The sequence below is a fragment of the Catenulispora rubra genome, assembly GCF_015356825.1.
Taxonomy (GTDB): Bacteria; Actinomycetota; Actinomycetes; order Streptomycetales; family Catenulisporaceae; genus Catenulispora; species Catenulispora rubra.
This window is the reverse complement of sequence record NZ_JAACYW010000117.1, coordinates 23,489-32,684: the sequence shown is the minus strand read 5'-3', so window position 1 is coordinate 32,684 and position 9,196 is coordinate 23,489. Positions and strand designations below refer to the sequence as shown.

The 9,196-nt window shown below is 69.7% G+C and carries 12 protein-coding genes; all 12 read left to right on the top strand.

Annotated features, from left to right (window positions below):
- On the top strand, positions 1-1,774 hold a 1,774-nt coding region (locus GWK61_RS28230; protein WP_194913263.1), incomplete at its 5' end, for a vWA domain-containing protein.
- Positions 1,775-1,825: 51 nt separating this feature from the next.
- Positions 1,826-2,452 carry a hypothetical protein gene (locus tag GWK61_RS28225; protein ID WP_194913261.1) on the top strand — a complete coding sequence of 209 codons (627 nt, stop codon included), beginning with the start codon at positions 1,826-1,828 and terminating at the stop codon, positions 2,450-2,452.
- Between the two features lie 54 nt (positions 2,453-2,506).
- Positions 2,507-3,148 (top strand): hypothetical protein, encoded by a 642-nt coding sequence (locus GWK61_RS28220; protein WP_194913259.1) that lies wholly within the window; start codon positions 2,507-2,509, stop codon positions 3,146-3,148.
- An 8-nt stretch (positions 3,149-3,156) separates the two neighbouring features.
- Positions 3,157-3,924, top strand: coding sequence for a hypothetical protein (locus tag GWK61_RS28215; RefSeq protein ID WP_194913257.1), 768 nt, complete (start codon positions 3,157-3,159; stop codon positions 3,922-3,924).
- A gap of 76 nt (positions 3,925-4,000) precedes the next feature.
- Positions 4,001-4,588, top strand: coding sequence for a hypothetical protein (locus GWK61_RS28210; RefSeq protein ID WP_194913256.1), 588 nt, complete (start codon positions 4,001-4,003; stop codon positions 4,586-4,588).
- 43 nt (positions 4,589-4,631) lie between these two features.
- Positions 4,632-5,177, top strand: coding sequence for a site-specific integrase (locus GWK61_RS28205; protein WP_194913252.1), 546 nt, complete (start codon positions 4,632-4,634; stop codon positions 5,175-5,177).
- Position 5,178: 1 nt separating this feature from the next.
- Complete coding sequence (locus GWK61_RS28200; protein ID WP_194913250.1) at positions 5,179-5,580, top strand: hypothetical protein; 402 nt, start codon at positions 5,179-5,181, stop codon at positions 5,578-5,580.
- A 69-nt stretch (positions 5,581-5,649) separates the two neighbouring features.
- The gene (locus GWK61_RS28195; protein WP_194913248.1) at positions 5,650-6,024 is read left to right on the top strand and encodes a hypothetical protein; all 375 of its coding nucleotides are present in this window, start codon (positions 5,650-5,652) and stop codon (positions 6,022-6,024) included.
- Between the two features lie 240 nt (positions 6,025-6,264).
- Positions 6,265-6,822, top strand: a complete 558-nt coding sequence (locus tag GWK61_RS28190; RefSeq protein WP_194913247.1) for a hypothetical protein — start codon at positions 6,265-6,267, stop codon at positions 6,820-6,822.
- Positions 6,823-6,921: 99 nt separating this feature from the next.
- Entirely contained in the window at positions 6,922-7,194 is a 273-nt protein-coding gene (locus tag GWK61_RS28185) for a hypothetical protein (RefSeq protein ID WP_194913245.1), read from the top strand.
- Between the two features lie 136 nt (positions 7,195-7,330).
- A complete protein-coding gene (locus GWK61_RS28180; protein WP_194913243.1) occupies positions 7,331-8,107 on the top strand; it encodes a hypothetical protein in 777 nt (258 codons plus the stop codon).
- Between the two features lie 4 nt (positions 8,108-8,111).
- A complete protein-coding gene (locus GWK61_RS28175; protein WP_194913241.1) occupies positions 8,112-9,074 on the top strand; it encodes a hypothetical protein in 963 nt (320 codons plus the stop codon).
- Positions 9,075-9,196 lie beyond the last annotated feature (122 nt).

Here is a 9,196-nt window from a genome sequence, read left to right as displayed (position 1 = left end):
ATGGGCGGACGACGGAGGACCCGCTGTTCGGCTCAGCGATGCCGCCGAGGCGGAGCTGGCCGAGTGGGCCAGGATCGACGCTGAGCTGACCGCCCGGTTCCCGGTACTCGGCGACCGCGACGACTGCCTCGTCGCGACACGGCGACCCACCCGCTCCGGCGCACCGGGAGCCTTCTTCCGCACCGAGCACGAGGTCGAGATCGACCGGAAGCTGTTCGGCGGGCTGGACCCGGCCACGATCCGACCGGCGATATTCGGCGACGAGGACCGCTACCCGGCCGCATGGGGCGTGCTCTGCCACGAAGGCGCGCACGCCGCCTTCACCCGGTGGGACGAAGACACCACCCTCACCGAGCGGTTGAGCGCCGCCTGCGCGGTGGCCATGATGCTGGAGGACTCCCGCGCCGAGAAGCGACACCTGACTCGCCGCCCCGGTGATGCCCGGTACCTGCGATCGGCGGCGACCACCCTGATCCTGGACGACCTCGGCACCACGCCCCCAGACAGTCCCTGGTCGGCCGCCTCTGCCGCCGCCCTGGTCCTGGCTCGCCGTGACGCCGGAATCCTGGAACCCGCCGAGACCGCCGAGCTGGAGCAGGAAGTCGCCGCCATCCTCGGCGAGCAGACCCTGGCCACCCTCGCCGAGATCTGGAACGTCGCCCACGACACCGAAGACCAAGACGCCGAAACCATGCTGGCCCTGGGCCGCGCCTGGTGCGAGGCCATGGGCCTGGAAGCGGCCGAACCCGAACCGCACGAGGAGAGCGTCACAAGCGGCGGGGCGATCGCTGGGGCGATCGGTCGGACCGGGGCGAACATCGCCGCCACCGAGGCCGCGCGCGCCGCAGCCGAACAACAGGAAGAAGACGAGAACGAGGACCAGGCCGCCGAGCGGATCAAAGCCAAGAAGGCCAAGGCGTCACGGCGCCGCCGCGCCGAGGATACCGCCGAGGCCGTGTTCGCCCCCAACGCAGGGCCCTTCCAACCGGGAGGCAACTCGGGGATGGGCATCGTGCGGCCGAGCCCGGTGATCGGCTCGAGGCTCCCCACCAAGACGGAGAAGGCCGCCGCCGGCCAACTCGCCCGCGCCTTGCGAGCAGCGGCCTACCGCGAACGAGTCGAGACTGTCACCGCCTCGGCCGCTCCGCCCGGACGCTTGCACATGCGCGCGGCCATGGCCCGTGACGCCCAACGCGCCGCCGGGGCGACACCGACCGCACTGCCTTGGACTCACACCACCCGCCGAGCCACGCCCACCCCGCCGCTGCGAGTCGGTATCGCGGTCGACGTCTCCGGCTCGATGTCCGCCGCCACCCGGCCCATCGCCTCGGCCGCTTGGATCCTGGCCAAGGCGGCTGCGATGACCGACCGGGACTCGCGTACCGCCACCGTCGCCTTCGACGAATGCCTCACCGCTATCACCAGGCCCGGCCGCGCCCCGGCACATGTCACCCGCTTCGAGGCCAGCGGCGGAGGCCATGCCCTCGGCGATGCGATCGACGCCCTTGACGTCGCCCTGCAACTGTCTCAACCGGGCGCGGGACGCCTGCTGGTCATCGCCTCAGACCTGCACTACATGCCGCACGAGACCGACGCCGCCGTAGAGCGTGTTAATGCCCTGAAGTGGGCCGGATGCGCGGTCCTCCACCTGGACTTCGACGGATACGGATCGGCGACCTACCCCGGAGCCACCCGGCTCGAGGTGACCAACCCCGCCACCGCCGCCTCCGCGATCGCCAAGGCCGCTACCGCCGCCATCACCGCTTCCCGCTGACACCGCCCGGGCCGGGCATCTGCCCGCCCCGCCCCGAACAAGGAGAACCCGATGACCACCACGACGGACCGCCTCGCCGCACTGACCGACGCTTTGACCGCCGAGGGCTGGACGTACGTGCGCGAGGTCTACACCGAGCCGCAGTGGCGCAGCCGGATCCACGAACTGCAATGCCCGGAAGGGCGACTGCGCCTTGACGCCTCCCTGTTTCCCGACGGCCACGTGATCGCCCGGCTGTCCGCCGAGGCCATCCGCACCGGACCGGCACCACGGCCCGCCTGGATGACCGACCTGCACGAGGTGCCGCTTGCCGCAGCGCTGGCCGCCGTCAGCGCCGCCAACGGACCCGAATCAGAACCCGATGAGGATGCGCACCTGGCGCAAGCCTTCGGCCAGAACATCAGACCCCGCCTGCTCGAAGCGCTGCTGATCACTGAGGGCTGGGACCTGACCACCGATCCGGAGGAAGACCGCGACGGGCGAATCATCGAGGTCGAGTGGGAGTCTGCCGATGGCCATCGCCGTGTCCTCTGGGAGGCCGAGGACCGCTTCGACTCCGGTGGCTGGACCGTCACCCGCTGGCACACCGACGTTCATGGCGCGTCCCGCAGCGCTGTCACCCAGGTCAGCCAGTACACCCCAGTCGCCGTCATCGCCGCCCTTGCCATGTCCGCCTGACTCCGCCGCACTGCACCTCAAAACCCGACAACATCCCCGCGAGAGGAACTACGAATGAAGGTCCCTGCCAACCCGCTGTACTCGCCGTTCGGAATCTCCTTCGGCCAGATGCAGCAGCTGACCGACCAGTTGTCCGCCGACGGCTGGCGGCACCAGCCCGACACCAACTGGTCGCCCCAAGGCGTTCCGGTCCTGGTGTTCACCCACCCCGAGCGGCACGTCACCATCACCGCCGGAGAACTGGACGGGATGAACCTGTACATCTGGCTGCAGCAGACAGATCCCGCCCCCGACGCGGAACCGTGGCACGTCACCGCCACCAACCTGCCCAACGCCACCGTCGTCGCCGCGAACGCCGCCACTGAGCACGTGCACGGCAGCCTCGGCGACCACCTGCGGCCCGCCGACTGGGCGCCGACCCACCGATCGGGCTCGACTTGGGCCAGCCCATGCGGGGAACGCGACGCCAGTTTCATCCACGCCGGACACGGGCTTTGGAGCCAAAGCATCGACGGCGCCCCCCTCGGTCACGAACGACGCTGGCACATCCGGCGCACCGACCAAGTCGCAGCCGAAGCCACCGCCGACGCTCACGCGCCCGCCGCCGTGATCGCCGCCTTCGGTCTCACCGCAGAGGTCGGCGAACCCGACGATGACGCCGCGCCGGTCACCGCCCAGACCACCCGCGAGAAGTGAGCTCCGCCATGCGAGCCGCTGCTACCGCGCTACCGGCGCCACACGGTCCCTCGGCCGCTGACCTGATCACCTGGTGGCACGACCGTGCCGACTTCGGCGGAACGACCACCGAGCGCAGCTGTACCGCCGTCGCCACTACCTTTCTCGGCCATGTGGCCCAGCACGCCGACGCTGACCCGCAGGCGATCGACATGCGCACCCCGGACGTCGACCAACTCGTCACCGACCACGCCGACTGCCTCTGGCCGCACGTGGCGGCCGCCACTCGGCACAACTACACCAACCGCCTGCGCCGCGCCGTCGCCGATTTCCTGACCGCCCTGGACGACCCGACTGCCGTGCGGCCCGGTCGCGCCAGAGCCCGACTCGACGCGGCCCGCAACCGGACATCGCCCACCAGCGAGGCGGCGATCGAGTACCCCGACCGGACTGACAAGGAAGCGACCATGACCGCAATCACCGAACTCGAAACCGCGATCGGCACTACCGCCAACGGCGGATCGCGGATCACCAGGATCTGGCACTGCGGCGAGCACACCGTGCGGGCCCGCGTCGCCCACGACTCCTACCGCCAGCAGAGCTTCGCCTTGGCCGAGGTCCTCACGCCGGCCTTGGAGTGGACCAAGGTCTGCGAGACCCCGCCGGAGGACTTCCACTTCGAGACCTTCGGCAATCACAACAAGGTCCCGAAGCACCCGACCGAGGCCGACCTGCTCGCCCTCGCCGAGGACCTGATGCGCCGCGCCTGCCAGATCCTGCACGTCCCCTCCGCCTAGCCACCCGCGCCGAAACACAGCGCTAGGTGATGCGCGCCGCCACCAAATCCGCACCACAGCTAAGGACCGACCAACCGTGAACACCGCAATGCCCGACGCAAACACCAGCACCGATGACACCCTGACCGCTTGGGCTGCCGCCCTCATCGATGCCGGGTGGGCCCGGCAGTCCATCGAGAAGCCCCCCGCCCACCTGGCCGGAATACGAATCCTGACCGACCCCGACGGACATGTCCAGGCGCTTGCCGAGGCCCACCACACTGGCGACATCGTGGTCGAACTGCGTTCCACCGCGCTCCGGGACGACAACCGCCTCGTCTGGTACGTGATCGCCGGATGGCTCGACGCCCCGGTCGTGGCCGCCGCCGCCCGTGCCGCTGGCGACGAGGCGACCGGGCAGGCCGCAGGCGATCTGCTGATCAACGGTGGATGGCGTCTGCAGCGCTACGAGGCATTCACCACAACGTTCTCCGAGTACCAGTGGGCCAGTGGCGACGACGCCTGCTGGGCGGTGTTCACCACACCGGATAGCGACCCCGACGGCGAGGGCGGCGACGGCGGCTGGACCCTCGCTCACCCGCGCCCGGACGGCAACCGCCAGACGATCACCGCCAGCGCGCGCACGCCCGCCGCCCTCATCGCCGCCCTCGCGCTGGCTGGCTGACACGGCGCCGCCCGACCACCGAAGCCGAAGGGACATCCCGACGATGACCGCCACCCCGCCTCCGGGCCCGACCACCCAAGCACCCGGACGGACAACCGCGGACCTGCTCGCGTTCCTCGACCGTGCCTTCCGCGCCGGCCTGCTCACCCAACCGACCGCCGCCTCCTACCGCCTCGGGGCCAACCGCGTCCTGTCGGCCCTGCCCGAGCACGCGACCGCCGACGTCACCACGCTCAACGCCGACCACGCCGTCGCGGTCTTCGAGGACGCCGAAGGGCAGACGATATCGACCGCGACCCGCCGCCAGTACGTCGCATCGTTCCGCAAAGCCCTGATCCTGTTCTCCAGCTACATTGCCGAACCCGAACGATGGCACCAGGCCGCTCCTTCCGAGCCCGGCACCGGGCTCGGGCCGGGCTGGACGCCCGCCCACGACGGCGGCCAGGAGCTCACGATCCCGCTGCCCCGACACCGCAGCATGCGTCTGCACCTGCCGCCCGGTGTCACCGCGAACGACACCCGCCTGGCCAAGCGGCTGATCAGCAGCTACCTCAACGAAATCCCGGCTGCTCGCGACGGGCAAGGCTGACATGGACACGTTGCGCGACACCGATCCGATACCGCCCTCGGGTACCTGGTTCCAGATCGACACCGTCCACACCAGCGCCGAAACGGCGCCCTGGTTCACCGGATACCTACAGCGCCACCCCGGCCAGCCCACAGGCGACTCGCGCACGGCGCTACGGCTGCACCTGATACCCGAACCCTGCGACCGAGTCAGCGTCCTGCTGACCGCCGACGACGGGCACGTCCACGGCAGGCGTCACGAACTCGCCTCCTGGACCGGGTTGCCGACCGGCGGCTGGACCGCCGCCGTCGCCCCGACGGTCGCCGCCCACCCCTGGGCCGCACACACCCACCACTGGTGGGAGCGCAAGAAGGGCGGCAACAAGGTCCTGCGCGCCGCCCTGGCCTACGTCCTCACGCACTGACCTCGTACCGCATCCGTCACGACACGTCGTTCCCCAAACCTTCGTTTCAGGTCCAAGGAGGCCCCTGCTATGTCCGCCGCCACCGCACCCAGCGACGACTACTTCACCTTCGCTGCCGCCCAGATTGCCTGCCGCGACGTGCTCGATGCCCTGACCGACGCCGGGTTCGAGCCCAACGTCGAGTACCTGGCCGGAGGCTGCGCCGCCATCGCGATCCTGCTGCGCGACGGCTCCGCCGTTCTGATCAGCGACGTCGACGCGTGCCTGCCCCTGACCGACGCGCCAGCCGAGCCCTGGACTGCGCTGCACTACCCCGGGGTCTGGGAGGGATACCCCGGCGACGAGGAACCGATCGACGTCTACCCCGGCCCCGATGGCAGGCCCGATGGCGACGACACCGCCGCCATGCTCGCCGCCGTCACCGCCTACAGCAACACCCTGTGAAAACCACCACGCCAGGAGCACCCAGATGGCAGAAAGACGCCGAGCAGCGCCTTCGCTGTCTGCCGCATCACGGCCGACCTGCTGGCGCTGGCCGAGGCCGGAAAGGCCGACCCGCAGACCGTGTTGGACCGCCGCTCTTCTCGCGACTGACCAGCCAGCCGCTCGAACCAGATTGTCACCGCCGGTAGCCCACAAGCGTGGTCACTGCCGCCAGCCGCATAGACATTGAAAGGACTTGCCATGCAGCCAGACGTCTTCAAGCGCACCGTCGACGATATGCACGCCGCCGCCGAGCACACCTTCGCGGACCACCCGTCTTCTGTCTCCCCACTGCCCACGTCTACCGGACTTAGCGGTGTGGATCGCAGAGCCTGCACGCCGACGGGGACCGGCAGTCTGACCTTCCTGGACGTCCACGGCGTGATGTCCGAGCCGATACCGGTCCCCGGCGAGGTCTCCCACCGTCTGGCCGGCGGACCCGCGGACGAGCAGCTCGCGCAGGCGGCCAGAGAGCACGATGCTGTATGTGCCGTGCTGTCACTGCCGGTCCAGGTCAACCTCGACCACGTGGTGTGCGCCGACCCCGCCGCCCTGGCCAGCAGCGCCGATCCCGGCGCCGACCGGCACGCACACCCGGGCATCGTGACCGTCGCCGCCTACACCGCCCCCGTGGTGACGGCGCCGCTGGTGCGGCTGTCGCTGACCGGGGACAGGCGCGTCGTGCGTATAGCGCCGCACCCGGACGTCCCGCCCGTGCCGCCGCCCGCCGCACGCTGGCTACGCCTGCTGCTGCCGTGAACTCTGCACCCGTCGCCCGTGGCTTCCGCGACCTCTGGTCAGAGCTCTGCCCGGGCAGACGTGGTCCCCGAAAGGCCAGTCAACCGAGGAGGCACATCCATGGCCAGCTACAAGTGGTCCGAGACGACCACAACCCGCCGCACCTACACCTTGCGTACCCCCGCGCCGTACGTCGAGCTGTACAAGATGCTCTACGGTGCCGAAGCCGACTACAAGTCCTTCCACGGTCTTACCGACGAGCATGAGCTTTTCGACAACAATCTGATGGTCGACGTTGGCGACGATGAAGTCGCTGTGTACTTCGAATACCCCGGCACCGCCCGCACCCAGGCCCGCCCCGCCGCCGCGCGCGATATGCAAGGCACCCCGTAACACCTGCGGGAATCGCTCCCGGACCGACGTCCGCACCTGCATAGCCTGTTTGAAACCTGAGAGCCGACGCACTCACCGGTCTGTCGGAAACGCCGAACTGCGCCCACTAAATCAACTTTTTGTCAAGGAGTCTGCAATGAATCTCGACCACGGGCCGAGCAGTCCCGAGTCCTTGCAGTCGGCACAGCCACGCCTGGTCTACAAAGGCCTGACCGTGCCGTACATCGCGGCCTGGTCCTCTGAAGACTCCCCAATCACAGGCGACCCTGACCTGCGGCTGCGCGAACACGTCGTCACTGGAGCACGGCACGTTGCCTACGCCGATGAGCGACCCGAAGACCGCGCGTACGGAGTGCTGTGGGGACGCATGCCGAACAGTCCCGGCATCGGGCAACCCCGCTTCGCCTCGCTGCACACGGCCAGGCAACGCGAGGTGATGGCGCGCGGCGGATGCCAGGTCTGCGGAGGGGCCGGCGAGGTGTGGATGGTCCCGGCCACCGTCTGGGCCGACTACCTGGACGTGCGCGGCGAAGGCGCCCCCTACGACACCTCCGACCCGCCGATATGCCGGGCCTGTATCCCGCTGGCGGCTCGGCAGTGCCCCAACCTGCGGCAACACAGCTTCGTGTTCCTGTCGGTTCGCAAGTGGTCGGTCTCCGGGGTCCGGGGATACGTCGGCGACCCGCACACTTTCGATTTCGGGCCTGTGCGCGACATCGCGCTGCACGGCGCGGTCGGCTACGACGCCGCCCGCCTGCGCCTGACCCTGGCCAAGGGACTGCTGGTCACACTGCGCGGGATCGCCGTACACACCGACCCCGACCGAGTCCGATCGCTGGGGCGGCGACGTGGCTGGGAGCCGACGCCGAGCAGCCGACAAGCCGCCATCCCGACTCAGCGCGCGGGCTGGTGAAGCAGTGAACTCGAACGATGGCCGCTCGACGCATTCCCAGTCCGCAGCAGTTGAGTCTGTCCGGGATCTCATCGACGAACTGCTGCGCTGCGGATGGATCCTGGTCGGCACACTTGGGCAGACCCACATGTTGGCCAACCCGAACAAGTCGCTGGTCGTACACGTGCAATGCGACAGCGCCGAGGTCCGGCTGGTTTTCGCCGCAGCGTCACGGCCGGGCCCTCATTTCCGCCTCGCCTGGACGGCGACCACTCCGCTGCTGCCGTCGCGGATGGTCCTGGCGGTATCAGCGGCCAACGACGCCGAGGCTACGCGCTTCCCGTTCTACGAGAGCGACGCGGTCGCAGGCTCGGACCTGCTGACCGCCGCTGGATGGCGGGCCGAGACCGCGGAACACTGGATCAGCCCGGATGGGCGCCGCGAGGTACAGGCGCACTTCGACGACGCTGAAGACCCCGCCTTCCCGATCCGCATCCGCCTGCCGGGCGGCTGCCAGATCCACGCCACACGGCACATCGGCGAGCAGGTCCTGGCGGCGTTCGCCCTCGGCGACACAACGCCGGAACCCGACCTGGCACCGTCGACCGTGCATGCAGACGACGACGCACCAGACGTCGACCGCCTCGGCGTGGCGTTGTTCCAGGGCCGCTGGCAGCCCGCGACCAGCGAGCTGTTCCGGCGAATGTTCGTCCACGACATCGCTCACCGCATCGCCGCAGACAAGGCGACGAAGGATGAGGCCTTCGCCGTCCCCGCGGTCTGGAGCTCAACGGCCAGCCCCTCCGAGCGGGGCCAGCAGCACATTCGTCTGGCCCTCGCGATGGCCGGCATCCACGTCTCCCTGGACAGCCCGGAGCTGTTCGACCAGGCCGCCGACACCATCCCAGCGGTCATCGCCGACCTGCGCGCCATAGCCAGCCGCATCGGTCTGGATCCCGACAAGTTCCCCCCGCCGCACCGCTGCTGAGCGAGCCGCGCACTCACGACCCCTCCGCATCGCGACCCGGCGGCCCCTGAGACGGCCCCGGAAACCGTGCGACGAATCCCAGGGCCCTGGAGGGATGGGCCACCGAACATGAGAAAGGCTTT